Source organism: Kitasatospora sp. NPDC059827, assembly GCF_042731675.1.
Lineage (GTDB): Bacteria > Actinomycetota > Actinomycetes > Streptomycetales > Streptomycetaceae > Kitasatospora.
This window is the reverse complement of sequence record NZ_JBHWIV010000058.1, coordinates 19,514-33,407: the sequence shown is the minus strand read 5'-3', so window position 1 is coordinate 33,407 and position 13,894 is coordinate 19,514. Positions and strand designations below refer to the sequence as shown.

The 13,894-nt window shown below is 71.0% G+C and carries 18 protein-coding genes and 2 pseudogenes; 12 read left to right on the top strand and 8 right to left on the bottom strand.

Going from position 1 to position 13,894, the window contains the following annotated elements:
• Positions 1-39 precede the first annotated feature (39 nt).
• From ACFV8H_RS29160 to ACFV8H_RS29150, 3 genes and pseudogenes are all read left to right on the top strand, one after another.
• Positions 40-657, top strand: a pseudogene (locus tag ACFV8H_RS29160) (trypsin-like peptidase domain-containing protein); the annotation flags it as partial.
• Between the two features lie 201 nt (positions 658-858).
• Positions 859-1,587 (top strand): annotated as a pseudogene (locus tag ACFV8H_RS29155) (putative Ig domain-containing protein); the annotation flags it as partial.
• A gap of 78 nt (positions 1,588-1,665) precedes the next feature.
• The gene (locus ACFV8H_RS29150; RefSeq protein WP_380405823.1) at positions 1,666-2,340 is read left to right on the top strand and encodes an HAD family hydrolase; all 675 of its coding nucleotides are present in this window, start codon (positions 1,666-1,668) and stop codon (positions 2,338-2,340) included.
• On the opposite strand, the gene ACFV8H_RS29145 is transcribed toward ACFV8H_RS29150, so the two are convergent.
• The gene (locus tag ACFV8H_RS29145; RefSeq protein WP_380405820.1) at positions 2,328-3,062 is read right to left on the bottom strand and encodes an SDR family NAD(P)-dependent oxidoreductase; all 735 of its coding nucleotides are present in this window, start codon (positions 3,060-3,062) and stop codon (positions 2,328-2,330) included. The two genes, ACFV8H_RS29150 and ACFV8H_RS29145, sit on opposite strands and share 13 nt — an antisense overlap.
• Before the next feature lie 102 nt (positions 3,063-3,164).
• Between ACFV8H_RS29145 and ACFV8H_RS29140 the strand changes: the two genes are divergently transcribed.
• The 3 genes from ACFV8H_RS29140 to ACFV8H_RS29130 all read left to right on the top strand — a co-directional run bounded on the left by ACFV8H_RS29140 (position 3,165) and on the right by ACFV8H_RS29130 (position 5,339).
• A complete protein-coding gene (locus tag ACFV8H_RS29140) occupies positions 3,165-4,019 on the top strand; it encodes a helix-turn-helix transcriptional regulator (RefSeq protein ID WP_380405817.1) in 855 nt (284 codons plus the stop codon).
• A 56-nt stretch (positions 4,020-4,075) separates the two neighbouring features.
• Positions 4,076-4,312: a hypothetical protein gene (locus ACFV8H_RS29135; RefSeq protein ID WP_380405814.1), complete on the top strand. Its 237-nt coding sequence runs from the start codon at positions 4,076-4,078 to the stop codon at positions 4,310-4,312.
• 115 nt (positions 4,313-4,427) lie between these two features.
• A complete protein-coding gene (locus tag ACFV8H_RS29130) occupies positions 4,428-5,339 on the top strand; it encodes an aminoglycoside phosphotransferase family protein (protein ID WP_380405811.1) in 912 nt (303 codons plus the stop codon).
• Positions 5,340-5,356: 17 nt separating this feature from the next.
• Here ACFV8H_RS29130 and ACFV8H_RS29125 read toward each other — a convergent pair whose 3' ends face one another.
• Entirely contained in the window at positions 5,357-6,127 is a 771-nt protein-coding gene (locus tag ACFV8H_RS29125) for a GNAT family N-acetyltransferase (protein ID WP_380405808.1), read from the bottom strand.
• A gap of 47 nt (positions 6,128-6,174) precedes the next feature.
• On the bottom strand, positions 6,175-6,990 hold the full coding sequence (locus ACFV8H_RS29120) for a hypothetical protein (protein WP_380405805.1): 816 nt from the start codon (positions 6,988-6,990) through the stop codon (positions 6,175-6,177).
• 71 nt (positions 6,991-7,061) lie between these two features.
• On the opposite strand from ACFV8H_RS29120, the gene ACFV8H_RS29115 reads away from it, so the two are divergent.
• Complete coding sequence (locus tag ACFV8H_RS29115) at positions 7,062-7,370, top strand: cupin domain-containing protein (RefSeq protein ID WP_380405803.1); 309 nt, start codon at positions 7,062-7,064, stop codon at positions 7,368-7,370.
• Between the two features lie 55 nt (positions 7,371-7,425).
• Here the strand turns inward: ACFV8H_RS29115 and ACFV8H_RS29110 are convergent, their stop codons facing one another.
• The gene (locus ACFV8H_RS29110; RefSeq protein WP_380405800.1) at positions 7,426-7,623 is read right to left on the bottom strand and encodes a DUF397 domain-containing protein; all 198 of its coding nucleotides are present in this window, start codon (positions 7,621-7,623) and stop codon (positions 7,426-7,428) included.
• On the bottom strand, positions 7,620-8,483 hold the full coding sequence (locus ACFV8H_RS29105) for a helix-turn-helix domain-containing protein (RefSeq protein ID WP_380405797.1): 864 nt from the start codon (positions 8,481-8,483) through the stop codon (positions 7,620-7,622). Before ACFV8H_RS29105 ends, ACFV8H_RS29110 begins: the two co-directional genes overlap by 4 nt.
• A 294-nt stretch (positions 8,484-8,777) precedes the next feature.
• Between ACFV8H_RS29105 and ACFV8H_RS29100 the strand changes: the two genes are divergently transcribed.
• From ACFV8H_RS29100 to ACFV8H_RS29090, 3 genes are read left to right on the top strand one after another with little or no spacing between them, the layout of a single operon-like run.
• Complete coding sequence (locus ACFV8H_RS29100; RefSeq protein WP_375890224.1) at positions 8,778-9,146, top strand: ATP-binding protein; 369 nt, start codon at positions 8,778-8,780, stop codon at positions 9,144-9,146.
• Positions 9,143-9,418 carry a hypothetical protein gene (locus tag ACFV8H_RS29095; RefSeq protein ID WP_380405794.1) on the top strand — a complete coding sequence of 92 codons (276 nt, stop codon included), beginning with the start codon at positions 9,143-9,145 and terminating at the stop codon, positions 9,416-9,418. Before ACFV8H_RS29100 ends, ACFV8H_RS29095 begins: the two co-directional genes overlap by 4 nt.
• Positions 9,406-9,561 carry a hypothetical protein gene (locus ACFV8H_RS29090; protein ID WP_380405792.1) on the top strand — a complete coding sequence of 52 codons (156 nt, stop codon included), beginning with the start codon at positions 9,406-9,408 and terminating at the stop codon, positions 9,559-9,561. Before ACFV8H_RS29095 ends, ACFV8H_RS29090 begins: the two co-directional genes overlap by 13 nt.
• Positions 9,562-9,912: 351 nt before the next feature.
• On the opposite strand, the gene ACFV8H_RS29085 is transcribed toward ACFV8H_RS29090, so the two are convergent.
• Positions 9,913-10,641, bottom strand: coding sequence for a GntR family transcriptional regulator (locus ACFV8H_RS29085; RefSeq protein WP_380405789.1), 729 nt, complete (start codon positions 10,639-10,641; stop codon positions 9,913-9,915).
• Between the two features lie 627 nt (positions 10,642-11,268).
• Here ACFV8H_RS29085 and ACFV8H_RS29080 point away from each other — a divergent pair.
• Positions 11,269-11,406, top strand: coding sequence for a hypothetical protein (locus tag ACFV8H_RS29080; RefSeq protein WP_380405786.1), 138 nt, complete (start codon positions 11,269-11,271; stop codon positions 11,404-11,406).
• The gene (locus ACFV8H_RS29075; protein WP_380405783.1) at positions 11,403-12,560 is read left to right on the top strand and encodes a methyltransferase domain-containing protein; all 1,158 of its coding nucleotides are present in this window, start codon (positions 11,403-11,405) and stop codon (positions 12,558-12,560) included. The genes ACFV8H_RS29080 and ACFV8H_RS29075 overlap by 4 nt, the downstream gene beginning before the upstream one ends.
• Positions 12,561-12,789: 229 nt before the next feature.
• Here the strand turns inward: ACFV8H_RS29075 and ACFV8H_RS29070 are convergent, their stop codons facing one another.
• Both ACFV8H_RS29070 and ACFV8H_RS29065 read right to left on the bottom strand, forming a co-directional pair.
• On the bottom strand, positions 12,790-13,017 hold the full coding sequence (locus tag ACFV8H_RS29070; RefSeq protein WP_380405780.1) for a hypothetical protein: 228 nt from the start codon (positions 13,015-13,017) through the stop codon (positions 12,790-12,792).
• On the bottom strand, positions 13,014-13,886 hold the full coding sequence (locus ACFV8H_RS29065; RefSeq protein ID WP_380405778.1) for a hypothetical protein: 873 nt from the start codon (positions 13,884-13,886) through the stop codon (positions 13,014-13,016). The genes ACFV8H_RS29070 and ACFV8H_RS29065 overlap by 4 nt, the downstream gene beginning before the upstream one ends.
• Positions 13,887-13,894: the final 8 nt, after the last annotated feature.

Sequence of the window (13,894 nt, the reverse complement as noted above, 5' to 3'; positions counted from 1 at the left end):
GACCAGCCGGGCGGCCCGCGATCCCCCACAAGGAGAGCCATGTTCAAGAGACTTGTCGCGATGGCCGGTGCGAGCGCCGTCGTCGCCGGAGGGCTGGTCCTCGCCGCCGCCCCCGCCCACGCCGTCCAGGCCGCCGACCTGACGTCGACCATCGCCCTGGACGACTGCTCCGCCTCGCTCGTCCGGTTCCCCACCTCGGCCTCCGGCGACCGGGCCATGATGCTCACCAACGGGCACTGCCTGCCGTCCATGCCCCCCTACGGCCAGGTCATCCAGAACGTCAGCGCCAGCCGCAGCGGCACCCTGCTGGACGGCGCGGGCAACAGCCTCGGCACCGTCCAGGGCGACAAGGTGATCTACGCGACGATGACCGGCACCGACGTCGCCCTCTACGAACTCACCGACACCTTCGCCTCGATCACCTCCAAGTACGGCGCCACCGCCCTCACCATCAACGACGCCCACCCGGTCGACGGCTCGTCGATGTACATACCGTCCTCGTACTGGAAGCAGGTGTGGAACTGCTCCGTCAACGGGTTCGTGCCCACCCTGCGCGAGGACCAGTGGAGTTGGCACGACTCGCTGCGCTACAGCTCCGGCTGCAACACCACCCACGGCACCTCCGGTTCGCCGATCATCGACTCCGCGAGCGGGCGGATCGTCGGCATCAACAACACCGGCAATGACGACGGGGAGATGTGCACCCTCAACAACCCCTGTGAGGTCGCCGCCGACGGCTCCACCAAGGCCTTCAAGGGCCAGAGTTACGGCGAGGAGACCTACTGGTTCACCACCTGCGTCAACTCCGCCCGGACCGTCGACCTGACCGTGCCCGGCTGCCTGCTCACCAAGCCGGCCGGCGCCGCCGTCTCGGTGGGCAACCCCGGTGACCAGTCCACCGCGGTGGGCGGCTCGGTCAACCTGCAGATCAACGCCTCCGGCGGCACCGCCCCGCTGTCCTACTCGGCCACCGGGCTGCCGGCCGGCCTGTCGATCAACTCCTCGACCGGCCTGATCTCCGGCACCGCCTCCGCCGCGGGCAGCTCCAACGTGACGGTCACGGTGAAGGACTCGGCCGGCAAGTCCGGTACGGCCGGCTTCGCCTGGACGGTCACCGGTGGTGGCGGCGGTTCCTGCACCCCGGCGCAGCTGCTCGGCAACCCGGGCTTCGAGACCGGGACGGCGTCGCCGTGGACGGCTTCGAGCGGTGTGATCGACAACGGTTCGTCCGAGCCGTCGCACGGCGGTAGCTGGAAGGCGTACCTGGACGGCTACGGCAGCACCCACACCGACACGCTGTCCCAGACGGTGAGCATCCCGGCGGGCTGCAAGGCGACGCTGAGCTTCTGGCTGCACATCGACACCGCCGAGACCGGCAGCACCGCGTACGACAAGCTGGCCGTCTCGGTCAACGGCACCACGCTCAAGACCTACTCGAACGTGGACGCCGCGGCCGGCTACCAGCAGCGCACCTTCGACCTCTCGGCCTACGCGGGCCAGAGCGTCACCGTGAAGTTCACCGGCACCGAGGACTCCTCGCTGCAGACCAGCTTCGTGATCGACGACACCTCCGTCCAGACCAGCTGACGCACAGTCGGCTCAGGGGCCCGGCGGCTACGGCCGCCGGGCCCCTGACCGTTACCGGGCCCGCCCTATGCTGATCGGATGATCGAACCGATAGACCTGGTGATTTTCGACTGCGACGGCGTCCTGGTGGACAGCGAGATCATCGCCGTCCGCGTGGTCGGGCAGCTGACCGCCGAGCTCGGCTGGCCGCTCACCGAGGCCGAGGTGGTCGAGAAGTTCGTCGGCCGGTCGGAGGCGGCCAACCACGCGATGCTGGCGGAGCGGCTCGGGGAGGAGGCCGCGACGCTGTTCGACAAGCGGTTCCGCGAGCTGCACGCCGAGGCCGTGGACGCCGGGCTGACGCCGGTGGACGGGTTGCCGGAGGCGCTGGACGCCCTGGCGGGGCTCGGGTTGCCGATGTGCGTGGCGTCCAGTGGCACGCACGAGAAGATGCGGCACACGCTGGGCCGGACCGGGCTGTACGGGCGCTTCGAGGGCCGGATCCACAGTGCCACCGAGGTCGGGCGCGGCAAGCCCGCGCCCGACCTGTTCCTGCACGCCGCGCGCAGCATGGGCGTCGACCCGGCCGCCTGCGTGGTGGTCGAGGACAGCGGCCCCGGGGTGGCGGCCGCCCGCGCCGCCGGGATGCGGGCGCTCGGCTACGCGGGCGGCGTCACGGCGGCGGAGCGGCTGGCCGGGCCGGGCACGGTGGTGTTCCGGGACATGCGCGAGCTGCCCGCGCTGATCGCCGCCGGGGCGGTTCACCAGGGGTAGGTGCCGCCCTCGGGGTGGAAGAACTGGCCGGTGGGTGCGGTCAGCGCCGCGCCGAGCTGGCGGGCGATCCGGCGGCCGCCCTCCTGGACGTCGGACGGGCCGGAGTGACCGTTGAGGTCGGTCGCGCAGTGGCCCGGTTCCAGGGCGCTGACCTTGATGCCCTCGGCGCGCAGGGTGCGGGCGTAGACCAGGGTGACGGCGTTCAGCGCGGCCTTGGAGGTGTTGTAGCCGAGCAGCGCCGCGTACTCGCCGGCCGGGGTGTCCGGGTCGGCGAGGACGGAGGAGCTGCCGAGGCCGCTGGAGACGTTGCCGATCAGCGCGGCCGGGGAGCGGCGCAGCAGCGGCAGCATGGCGTTGATGACGGTGACGGCGCCGAAGACGTTGGTCTCGTAGGTCGCGCGCAGGTCGTCCAGGGGCAGGTTCTCCGGGGCGGTGCCGAGGTCCCGGGTGATCCCGGCGTTGTTGACGAGGGTGTCCAGCCGCCCGTACTCGGCGTCGACCAGTGCGGCCGCGGCGGTGACGCTCGCCGGGTCGGTGACGTCCAGGCGGACGGCGCGGGCGGTCAGGCCCTGGGCGGTGAGGCCGGCGGCGGCCGCGGCGCCGCGCTCGGGGTCGCGGGCGCCGAGCAGCAGGGTGTGCCCGGCGCGGGCGAGTTCGGTGGCGGTGGCGAGGCCGATGCCCTTGTTGGCGCCGGTGATCAGGACGATGCGGTTCGTGGTCATGCCCCGACTCTGGCCGGGCGGCGGCCGCGCCGGGAGAGCACTGTCGAGGGTGGTACCGGGAGTGCCATGGTCGGCGTGCGGCGGGCGGGCCAGACTGGGGGCGTGGAACACGTGGACCGGGCGGAGCTGGCCGCCTTCCTGCGGCGCTGGCGCGCCCGCATCCAGCCCGCCGACGTCGGCCTCCCGGACGGCGGGCGGCGCCGTACGCCGGGCCTGCGCCGGCAGGAGGTCGCGCAGCTCGCGGGCATGTCGGTGGAGTACTACATCCGGCTCGAACAGGGCCGGGGGCCGCGCCCGTCCCGGCAGATGATCGGGGCGATCAGCCGCGCGCTGCGGCTGTCCGCGGACGAGACGGCCCACCTGCACCACCTGGTCGGCGAGGCGCCGCTGCCGCCGACCGCGCTGCCCCGCGACGTCCGGCCCGGCGTGCTGCACCTGCTCGACCGGCTGGACGACACCCCGGCGATGGTCTGCAGCGCCGCCCGCGACGTCCTCGCCTGGAACGCCATGGCGGCCGCACTGCTCGGCGACTTCTCCGCCCTGCCGCCCGGCGAGCGCAACCTCATCTGGCGCTTCTTCACCGACCCGGACACCCGCGCCCTCCAGGACCCGGCCGGCCAGGCGGTGTTCGGCCGCCGGGCGGTCGCCGACCTGCGCTCCGCGTCCGCCCGCTACCCCGCCGACAGCGGCCTGCGCCGCCTGGTCGACCGGCTGCTCGCGGCCAGCGAGGAGTTCCGCGAGCTGTGGGCGCGCCAGGACGTCGAGATGCGCCGCTCGACGACCAAGCGCCTCCTGCACCCGGTGGTCGGCCCGCTCGACCTCGACTGCGAGGCCCTGCACGACCCGCACCGCGACCAGTGGACGATCTTCTACACCGCCGCCCCCGGCACGCCCTCGCACTCGGCCCTGCGGCTGCTCAAGGTCCTGGGCAGTCAGGACCTCGCGGTCCGGGGCTGAGCGAGCGCGATCCTCGGCTATATTGAACGCGTTCAAATAACGTCCGAGGAGGGCGCATGGACGTCGTGGCGCGCGCGGTGATCGTTTGGATGGCGACCTGGGGGGCGCTCGTCACGTTGCTCCTGCTGCCGTTGCTGCTTCCGGACCGATGGCACTACTACATCTACTCGCCCGCCAGCGAGGGGCTGTGGATGCTGTCCGTGCTGGTCGGCCCCTTCGCGGCCGGCGGGGTCGGCAGGCGGTGGATCCGCACCGGCGTCTGGCGGGGCGGGGCCGGCGGGGACGAGGCCTGAACCGGTTGCCCGGTTGCCCGGCTGCCGGGTTGCCCGGTTGCCGGGTCCGACGGGACAGGTCGGGCCCTGGTAATTCGCTTGCCGGGGGCGGTCGGCGCTGGCAGGGTCGGGCGCCATGCCCCAGAAGATGCACGCGGACGAACTGGACGTCGACGAGGCGCTGGTCCGCCGGATGGTGGCCGCGCAGTTCCCCCAGTGGGCCGGCCTGCCGGTCGAGTTGGTGGACTCGGCCGGGACCAGCAACGCGATGTTCCGGCTCGGCGCCGAGCTGGTGGTGCGGATCCCGCGCATCCCCGGGGCGGTCGAGGACATCGGCAAGGAGTACACCTGGCTGCGCCGACTGGCCCCCGAACTCCCCGTCGCCGTACCGGTTCCGGTGGCCCTGGGGGAGCCGATCGACGGCTGCCCGTGGGAGTGGTCGGTGCTGCGCTGGCTGGACGGGGCCAACCCGGCGGCCGGGGACGTACGCCAACCGACCCTGCTGGCAGCGGACTTGGCCGGGTTCGTGACCGCGATGCGCCGCGCCGACCCGGCGGGCGCCCCGGCCTCCTACCGCAGCGAGACGCTGGCCGCGCGGGACGCGGCGGTCCGGCGGGCGCTCGCGGCGCCGGCGGGTGAGGTGGACACGGCAGCGGTAACCGCCCTGTGGGAGGCGGCAGTTGGCGCGCCCGAACACCCCGGGCCGCCGGTCTGGATCCATGCCGACCTCCAGCCCGGCAACCTGCTGGTCGACGGGCCCGGCCGGCTCGCCGCCGTCATCGACTTCGGCTGCGCCGGCCTCGGTGACCCGGCCGTGGACCTGCTCCCCGCCTGGTACGTGCTCCCGGCGTCCGCCCGTGACGCCTTCCGGACGGCCGTCGGCGCCGACGCCGCCGAGTGGGAGCGCGGGAGGGGCTGGGCGCTGTCCGTGGCGCTGGCGGAGCTGGACTACTACCGCGACAGCAACCCCCGGATGGCGCGCACCGCCCGGTACGTGCTCGGCGAGCTGCTCGCCGAGCTGCTCGCCGAGCACGGCGGGGCGGCCTGAGGGGGCCCGCCGAGGTCCTACGGGGCGGTGACGACGACCTGGGCCCCCGCCAGGGGCCGCTTGCTCATACCCAGGCGCTCGTACACGGCTATCGCCGACCGGTTCCCGCCGTGCACCATGAGGGCCGCCCGCCCGTACCGGTGGACCAACTCCCCGAGGACGAAGCCGCAGACGGCCCGTGCCAGTCCGCGCCCACGGGCGCCTGGGTGCGTGCACACGCCGGCCAGGAACCCGCAACCGGCCGCCGACCAGACGTCGGCCGCGACGGCCAGGGGCTCCGGCGGGGTGCCGCTGTCGAGGGAGTCGACGATCCCGGCCCAGCGGTGGGTGCCGCCGTCGTCCGGCTGGGCGAAGGAGTCGGGGAAGAAGCGGTCGAACAGCGAGGCCGCCTCCTTCACCTGCACCTCGTCCAGCCACTGCACCCCGACGGCGGGTGGGTCGGGGACGGTCGAGGTCTCCATCCAGTAGAACGCGGGGAACAGCGACAGACCGGGGATCGTGCCGGCCAGCGACTCGATCAACGACGCCTCGCCGACGGGCCGGTAGGTCGGTCCGACCTCGGTCAGTACGTGCCGCACCAGCCGTGCGGCGTCATCGGCACTGCCCTTGACCGCGAGCCGGTCCCGCGCGGAGAGGTCCGGGCTCGCCACGGCGAGGGCCGTGCCGTGCCGCCAGGCCCGCACTCCCGAGCCCAACCGGCCGTCGTGCTGCCCCTGGGCCGCCCACAGCAGGTGCCCGTCGCCGGCGGCGGCTTCCTCGACGTCGTCGAGGCGGATGAGTTCTTCCATGCGGCTTCACCTATCGAGCGGCTTGATCATGTGCAGTGGTCCAGCGCTCATCCGGGCTCGTTGATTCCGTCCGGCAGGCGCCACTCGAAGGGCCACAGCTCGGCCGCCCACGCGGCGTCGGCTGCGGCGGGGGCCGCGGGGACGCGCAGGAGGGTGCGGTGGCGCAGCAGTTCGCGGCGCTCGGCGGGGGTGAGCAGGCGCTCGTCCGGCCCGAGGTCGCCGTAGGCGTTCGGGGCCAGGTCGGGGCGGCCGTCGATCGGGGCGTCCTCGGCGACGTTGAGCAGGTCGCCGGCGGCGGTGCGGTAGTCGAGGCGGAAGTCGGTGCGCCACTGCGAGTTGCCGCCCCAGCCCTGGGAGAGGTCCCGGGTGGGGCGGTGGGCGCGGCGGTGGGTCCAGAACAGCGGCCAGCGGTCGGCGACTCCGCGTTCCGCGTGGGCGGCTCCGGCTCGTACACGGACGCCGGCCCGGTTGAACAGCAGCTCGCCGAGCATCAGGCCGGGGTGGCGGACGTCCAGGATCTCGATGGGGGAGGCCGGGTCCGCGGCCTGCTCGACCTCGGTGATCTCGTGCAGGAACGGGTCGAAGGGGGTCTCTTCGAGGATGGGTGTCATGCCGAGGGTCGTGAAGAGGTGTAGGTAGGGCGGGAGTTGGGGGTCGAGGAGGAGGTAGTCGCTGACCCGGCCGAGGGCGTAGAGCTCTTCGAGGAGGCCCGCGTCGTCGGTCCACCAGCGCGTGTCAGCGGTGGCGGCGAGACGGAGGCGCGCGCGGTAGTCGGCGGCGGCCTGGTCGAGCCAGGAGTCGATGAGGCCGTCGTAGGGGCCGTCGGTGTCGAGTAGCGCCTCGTACAGCGCGCGGGCGTTCACCCTGGAGATCCTGGCAGGTTTTGCCAAACGGTCGACCAATCGAGCGGTCGGCGCGGGTAGCGTCCCTGGTCATGAGCTTGCTGGACGTGAACGAAGAAGCGACCCAACTGCCCGATGCCTGGCGCTCGGTGGTGCTGGAGCGGGTCGGTACGGGGGCGGTGAAGGTGCTGCGGATGGACAGCCGGGAGCTGGAGGTGGAGGTGCACAGTACGGCCGAGGTGCTGTTCGTCGCCGACGGAGTCCTGGAACTGGAGCTGGAGGGGGAGGCGCTGACCGTCGGCGCCGGTGAACTCTGCCGGATCCCTGCGGGCACCCGGCACGCGGTGCGGGCGGGGAGTCGGGGCACGCTGTTGATCGTGGAGGTCCCCGAGGGGGAGTGAGGTGGCGGGGGGGGGCGCCGCGGGGGGGGGGGGCCCCCCCACCGCGAATGGGCACTCAGAGGAGCCCGAAGTCGAACTCCCCGGCGGAGGCGGCCTTGATGAAGGCCTCATGCGCTGTTCGGCCGAAGGCCAGGGCAGGACCGGAAGGGTCCTTGCTGTCGCGGACGAGTGTGACCGGACCATTATCGATCGCGAACTCGACGCAGTTCGTCGACTCGTTGCTATGGGATGACTTCTGCCAGATGGACGTCATGTGAGCTGGTCTCTCTGTTCGATGATCAGGGCGAGGGAGTCGTCGAGGCCCAGAGCGTCCGCTCGAATGGCGTCGAACTTCGCCGTGTAGAGCGCCACAGCGGCAGCATCCTCGACCCAGAGGTCGTTCAACGCTCCTTCTACGAGGACGACATCGAGATCCTGCCGCTGCGGAAAACCGAGGATGGAGAAGGCGCCGCCCATGCCGTGGTGTGCGGGCGCGCCGATGGGCATCACCTGGATGTTGATGTTGGGTTGACTGGCGCGGTCGGCGATCCTCGCGAGTTGCTCTGCCATGACCTTCGGTCCGCCCACTCCGGACCGGATCGCCGCCTCGTGGATCACCGCCCACAGTGTGAGGGGTTCTGCCCTGGTCAGCGCGCTCTGGCGTGCCATGCGGACGTCGACGAGTGCCTCGACATTGACCTCGGGGTGAAGAGTGAGTTTCTTGATGATCTCGCGGGCATAGGCGGGCGTCTGGAGAAGGCCGGGAATGAAGAAGCCCTCGTAGGACCGCATGGATGCAGCGCTCGCCTCCAGCGAGATGAGGTTGCCGAGCGGCTCGCCGATGTCGGCGCTGTAGCTCTGCCACCAGGTCCCGCGCTGGGATCCTCGTTTGGCCAACTCCACGAGGGCGGAGATCAACTCATGGTCCTCGCACTTGTACAGCGCGAGGAGCCGCTTGACGTCGTCCACCTTGGTGGCGCCACGGCCGTTCTCGATGCGGGACAGCTTCGGCTGGCTCATGCCGCCCAGGGCTTCGGCGACTTCCTCGTGCGAGAGGCCGACTTCCTCTCTCCTACGGCGCAGCTCGGCTCCGAGCTGCCTCCGCCGAACCGTTGGACCAGTTGTTCCGGCCATCCCCGCCCTCTCTGAACCTCGCGAACCAGTCTGCCTTCCCGGCGGTCACGTTCGCCACCGGCAACTACCACTGTAGGAGCCGGGATTGGCGTTCGATTTGGATATATCCAAAGTTCTGAGATGAGTTGCCAAACACAAGCCTTTGGCTCCATGCTGAGTGTGACGAGCTGCACACGGACGGCAATCGCCAGGTGTCCTGCTGTGCGCTCACGTCACGATCACGCTCCGAGTGGTCTCTCCTGATTGACCATCAACCGCTCGGAGGTATCTCTCCACTCCCACGGAGGTTCCTTCGTGTTCTCCCTCGAACTCCCCCCTGACTGGTCGGCCCCGCGCGAGGAGTTGCGCGAGGCCACCTCGCGCGCCGGGTGGAAGCCCGACCTGGTCGCCGATGCCGAGCTCGCTCTGCTCGAACTCTTCGTCAATGCCTACCGCCACGGCGGTAGTGCGGCGCCGGTCGTGGTCGTCCTCATCATCGGCGACATCCTCCGCGTCTCGGTCAGCGACGGGAGCCCGGTGCTCCCCGCCCCGCGCGAGGACTCCGACCCGCTCGCCCTCTCCGGCCGGGGCCTGCACCTGGTGCGCTCGCTCACCCACCGCTTCGGCACGGAGCCCCGCAGGACCGGTAAGTCCGTCTGGTTCGAGCTGGACGCCGCCGCGTGAGCGCCGTCGACCGCCCGATCGAGCCGGGTCACCCGCTGATGCGCACCTACACCGAGCTCGAAGTCGGCTACCTGCTCGTCGAACTCGCCGAACGGGGGCGCAAGTTCGGCCTCCTCTGGCCCTCCGCGACCACCGACAGCGTGGTGGACGGCCGCGTCCTCGTCCGCTTCGGCAACGCCCCGGCGAGCACCGTGGTCAACCTCCTCGCGCTCCTCCGCTCCCACGACTACGACCGCGACGCGACCGAGGACGACTCCCCGTGCGACTCCTGATCGGCCTGGCCCTGCTCACCCTCCTGATCCTCGCCATCGCCGTCGTCGGCCTCGGCGCGGTCGCCGTCCTGCGGATGCCCCACCGCCCGGACGACGCCACTTCCACCCCGCCCCCCACCCGAGACCGCCAACCGGTGGCCTGACCTCACCCCACTCGCGCCGCCCGGCCGGACCCGCCGGGCGGCTACTGGTCGGCCTCGTCGACCTCCGGTGCGGCGGTGGGCGGTTGGGGGCGGCCGGGGCGCTCCGGAAGTTCGCCGGCATGGCCGCTGGCGATCCTGGCCCCAGCTCGACAAACGCACGCTGGGCGTGACGCCGTTTTCCAGGCCCCCGGACGCCAATGTGGTTGCAAACCAGAAACGTTGACGGATTCCGCCCACGAGAAAGGCGCCCTGTAAGCGCACTTAACCGTGTGATCAGGGGCCGCAGGATCCCCAAACGGCAAAGAGTCCCCAGCGGATTCCCGCTGGGGCCTTTCTGCGTTCCGGGACGATCTACGGGGTGTACTCGTAGCCGATGGTGAACTGGGCTGGCAGGCAGGACTCCGTGTACTCGATCAACCCTTCGTCGTCCGACCACCGGTGGACGAGTGCCAGGATGGAACTGCCGACCGGCACCGCCAAGGCGGCGGCTTCTCGCTGGTCAGCTGTTCGCGCGTGCATGTCGTCGCGTGCCGCTGTGATGGTCCGGCCCGTAGCTTCGAGGACCCTTGCCGTGATTCCGTCGTTCCGTCCCGGTGCCGTGTTGAGTAGGTCGGGCACCAGTGCAGCAAAGTGCGCGGGATACCAGGACACCGCGAAGAGGGTTCGCGACTTGCCACGCCCAGCGATGTACTCGCGACGTACCAGCTGGGCCCCGTGTTCCAGGTCGAACAGATCCGCTACATAGAGCGGCGGGGTGACGATTTCGGCAGCCGTCACACGGCTGGTTTCGCCGTCCATGAGGTTGGACTGCACCCTTTGCACCCGGGCAAGGCGGTCGCGGCTGCTGGCACTCACGCGCGGGTCGTCTGCGACGAACGTTCCGCGTGGTGACGTGCGCAGATAGCCCTCCACCTGGAGGTGCTGGAGTGCTCGGCTGACCGTGGCTACGGCGACGTTCCAGCGCCCGGCGATCTCCTTGTTGCTGGGCAGCTTTGCACCCGGTTCCAGCTCTCCCGAGAGGATTCGCTGCCGGTAGTGATCCGCGATCACAGACCATGTCTTCGGCGTCTTGCTCGGCACGTTCGCTCGCTTCCGCTCGATGGACGGTACCCCGCTTGAGCAGACTAGTTCACTCGGAACCGTAGCGACTGAACTAGGCCACTCTTCATGCTGGACTAGTTCGCTGACTGGTCGTCGGTTGATCCGCGACCAGCCCTGTCCTGAGGGAGTGCGCATGCAGGATGCGGAGCCCAACCGGTGCCCGTGCGGTGAGCTGATCCGCCCCGACCCGCCGGCGCTGGACGGAATCGCCACATGGCAGTGCGCTTGTCGCCGCTTTGGCTACGAGCTGCCGCCTGACTTTGTGGCGACGCACCCCCACGAGAGTGCCGTTCAGGTCTGCGGCCGGAAGCGGCTCCGCGGCGCGCCCGCGTCGGTCATGGCCTGACGGCACCGGCGATCAACATCAGGAGCACGACAATCAAGATCCGGCGGATCGAAGAGGGTGCGCCGATCGACCTGTCGTTCACGCGCGCGGGCCCGGTGCCGGTGGAAAGCCGGTGCGAGAGGAACCGCCTGGGGCGTCCGCCCCGCTCATGAACTCCCGTCCTGACGAAGCCGGAGTCAGACCGGCCAGGACGGGGCACCAACCTGCCACGGCAGGCTCATTGATCAACCCTAGTAGCCGAACCGAGAGAGGAAGCTGACATGGGAGACCAGAACAAGGGCGGCCCCAGCGACGGCAAGGGCGGCGGGCACGCCAAGCCGGGCGGTGGGGCCATCGGGCCGAAGCCGTCGAAGGACGGAAAGGACCCCGACCCCGCTCCGAAGCACAAGAAGTCGTGACCCCCGGGAGCCCCGAAGCGCTGCGGGCGGCCCTGGTGACGAAGCTCGTCAGCTCCGGGGCGCTCTCGGCGGAGTGGGTGCCGTCCGTGGCGGCCGTGCCGCGACACGAGTTCCTTCCCGAAACCATCTGGGCGAACGAGAACGGCGGCGACACGGAGTGCAGCCGTTCCGAGAACCCCGACCGGTGGATGAAGTTGGCCTATGCCGACGTGCCGATCGTCACCCAGTGGGACGACGGCGCGGAAGCTGACCGGAGTACGCCCACGTCGTCGGCGTCGATGCCGACCATGGTGGTCGAGATGCTGGGTGACCTGGGCACGGCCCCGGGGCATCGGGTACTCGAAATCGGGACCGGCACCGGCTATAACGCCGCGCTCCTGTCCCACCGCCTGGGCGCCGAGAACGTGTCGACGGTCGAGGTGGATGCGAAGGTCACCGCGCAAGCCCGTACGGCGCTCCGCTCCGCCGGCTACACCCCCGAAGTCGTCTGCGGGGACGGCTCGTTCGGATGGGGTGTCCGGGCGCCGTATGACCGGATCATCTCCACCGTGTCCCTGCGGGACATCCCGCCTGCCTGGCTCGCACAGACCAAGCCAGGCGGTGTGATCGTCAGCCCCGTTTCGCCCCTGTTCGGGGGCGGGGCAGTCGTGCGCCTCACGGTCGGCGACGACGGGACGGCGAGCGGCCCGTTCACTCGGTCGGCAGCTTTCATGATGCTCCGCCAGCAGCGCTACCAGGCTGCTTCGGTGGACGACTACCTTCCAGGCGACTGGCCGGGCGGCTCCGGGCAGTCCTGGACCAAGTTCGACCCCGAGATCATCGGGGGCGACTGGTTGGCACAGTTCGCCACCGCGCTTGCCCTGCCGGACGTGTACTACCGGCGGCACGAGTTCGGTGACGGTGGCTGGACGTGGTGGTTGTTCGACACGGCCGTGACGTCCTGGGCGACCGTGGACTCCGTGCCCGGGGAATCCCGGTTCGAGGTTCGGCAGTCCGGGCCCCGGCGGCTCTGGGACGAAGTGGAGGCCGCCTACAACCAGTGGACGGCAACCGGACGCCCCGGGTACGAGAGGTACGGGCTCACGGTGACCCCTGCCGGACAGACAGCCTGGCTGGACAAGCCCGACAATGTCATCCCGGAGCACCGTCCGTAGGGTGACACCAGGGGTGCGGGTTTCTCCATCGATTCGACCCGTGCCGAAGCCCCGCGGGCACCCTCCTCACCCTCCTGATCCTCGCCGTCGTCGGCCTCGGCGCGGTCGCCGTCCTGCGGATGCCCCACCGCCCGGACGACGCCACTCCCACCCCGCCCCCCACCCGAGACCGCCAACCGGTGGCCTGACCTCACTCCACCCGCGCCGCCCGGCCGGACCCGCCGGGCGGCTACTGGTCGGCCTCGTCTACCTCCCTTACAGCAGTGGGAAGTTGGGGGCGGCCAGGGCGCCGGAAGGACGCGGCGATGGTCTGGGCCACCTCGGCGCGCTGGCGGGCGGTGCAACCGGCCATCAAACGCTCCAGGCGACGGAGCACGAGGACGTCACGCCACGCCCGGATCGCTCCGCTCACCACGCCGCACAGCAGCGCGCCCGCCAGGGCGACGGTGGGGGTCATCGGACGGCCTCCGCCCGGTCCGCCGCGTGGGCATCGGGAGAGTCCCCGTAATCACAGAGGCCGTGTCGCCTCAGGATGACCGTTCGACCGCCGATCATGGCGGTCGCCGAGGCGCCGTAGAGCTCGGCGGCGCCCACCGGATCGAGCCCGTCGACCAGGCCGTGGGCCAGCATGGCGGCGAAGACCGCCTCCACACTGTCGCCGCAGCACCATTCGATCACCAGGTCGGACATGCCATGGGTGTGGCAGTTGGCCACTCCGTGGGCGAGGGCCGCCCGGTCCAGTAGGGCCGGACGACGCAGGAGCCTGCTCCACAGCAGATCGCGGACGACCGGGGCGCCGGTGTGGTCCCATTTGTTGGCGCGGGTGACCTCGGCCCGGTGGACCGGCACCACGAACTCGTCCGGCAGCACGCTGGGCACCCCGAGCGGCGCACCGTCGGCTCGCAGCAGGGTGATGCGGGCAGGGAGGATCGCGCTCTCGATCACGAGCCGTCCGTTCCGGACGGACCATCGCACGCCGGCGACTCCCCCGACCATGCGATGCGTTGCCATCAGGCCGACCAGCAGTTGGCCCACGGCCTCGTCGGCCATCGCCGGGTGGAGATGCAGCGTGAGCCCGTCTCCGTCGTGCGTGGTGAAGAGGACCCCCAGCACGGCCCCGTCACGCTGACGATCGCGGAACGTGTTGGCGAGCGCACTCACCACCATGGCCTCGAAGCGCCGTTGGGCCGGGGTGACGGCATCGGGTACCGGATGCTTGACGAATACCCTTACCTGCCCGGCGAGTTCACGAGACCGCCAGAGCGGCAGACCGCTCAGCTTCTGGATGCGCCTGGCCAGGCGGGTGACATTGTCCGACGCGGACATGCGACTCC